We start from the raw sequence: 1,343 nt of genomic DNA, 5'->3' as shown, positions 1-1,343 counted from the left end.
TGGAGCTAGAATATAAATAGTACAAGTCAAAATGAGAAAATCCTATAGATTAAAAGGTGGTACAATAAATGTATCAGATGAAGGAGGATCTCATTATGGCAAAACAATTTGACAAACAATTTAAGCTTGATGCAATTCAGTATTATAAGGATCATAAGGATCTAGGATTGATAGGCTGTGCAAGCAACCTTGGAATCAGTCAGCAGAGCTTATCAAGATGGCAAAAAGAACTGAAAGAGTCAGGAGATATTGAATGCCGGGGTTCAGGCAACTATTCTTCTGATGAAGCAAAAGAGATTGCCAGATTAAAACGTAAACTTCGGGATACAAAGGATGCTCTTGATGTTCTAAAAAAAGCCATCAGCATTCTGGGAGAATGACAGAAGCTGTTTTTATTGAAGTTTCTAAAAAGGCAGAAAAAGCAAAAGAAGAAAAGCGCCGTATTTCTGTCTCTGGAATGCTGCAAATACTAGGCGTATCAAGATCAGGATATAACACTTGGCTCAAACATTTACCATCCGGCCAACAGAAACGTAAAGACTCTGTTCAGACTAAAATTCAGAAAATATATGATGATTCCAAACAAAATTATGGAGCACCTAAAATCACTAAAGAACTTCGTGATGATGGTGAAGTCATCTCTGAAAGAACAGTTGGTAAATATATGAAAGAAATGGGTATCAAAGCCCAGTGGGTAAAACCCTATGTAATTACTACAAAAGATTCTGATTTTAGCAATGAACTTCAAAATATCCTTGATGAAAACTTTAATCCTGATCGCCCTGATGCTGTCTGGTGCAGCGATATTACTTATATATGGACGGTGGACGGTTTTGTCTATCTAACCAGCATTATGGACCTGTTCTCCAGAAAGATTATTGCCTGGACTTTATCAAAAACACTGGAAGTATCCTGTGTAATTGAAACAATAAATAAAGCAAAAGCAAGACGAAAGACCATGTTTCCATTGATTATTCATAGTGATCGTGGCAGTCAGTACGTTTCTAAAGAATACCTGAAAGCTACTGTTCAAATGCAACGCAGTTACTCTAAAAAGGCATTTCCATGGGATAATGCCTGCATTGAATCATTCCATGCCATAATCAAAAGAGAATGGCTGAATCGATTCAGAATCCAGAATTTCAATCATGCATATCAGCTTGTATTTGAATATCTGGAGACTTTTTACAACACCAAGCGGATTCATAGTCACTGCAATTATATGTCTCCAAATGATTATGAAAAACTCTATCAGAAAAGTCTGGCAGATGGAATCTTACTTGTTGGTTAAAATGAGGATACGTTTCTCATTTTAACTTGTACTAAATCTTGACATAGGACCA

At 36.3% G+C, this 1,343-nt stretch carries 2 protein-coding genes; both read left to right on the top strand.

The annotated features are described in order from the left end of the window. Nucleotides 1–95: 95 nt before the first annotated feature. Nucleotides 96–380, top strand: coding sequence for a transposase (locus tag IAI10_RS24560; protein ID WP_315675943.1), 285 nt, complete (start codon nt 96–98; stop codon nt 378–380). Further along, nucleotides 377–1,291, top strand: coding sequence for an IS3 family transposase (locus tag IAI10_RS24555; protein ID WP_315675942.1), 915 nt, complete (start codon nt 377–379; stop codon nt 1,289–1,291). Before IAI10_RS24560 ends, IAI10_RS24555 begins: the two co-directional genes overlap by 4 nt. Nucleotides 1,292–1,343 lie beyond the last annotated feature (52 nt).

The organism is Clostridium sp. 19966 (assembly GCF_032335695.1).
GTDB lineage: Bacteria > Bacillota > Clostridia > Clostridiales > Clostridiaceae > JACTOJ01.
The sequence above is the reverse complement of the archived record's forward strand: the minus strand, read 5'-3'. Positions and strand labels throughout refer to the sequence as shown.

Excerpts from the sequence above, each read along its gene's own strand:
- IAI10_RS24560 (WP_315675943.1), top strand. The coding sequence starts at position 96 with ATGGCAAAACAATTTGACAAACAATTTAAGCTTGATGCAATTCAGTAT.
- IAI10_RS24555 (WP_315675942.1), top strand. The coding sequence starts at position 377 with ATGACAGAAGCTGTTTTTATTGAAGTTTCTAAAAAGGCAGAAAAAGCA.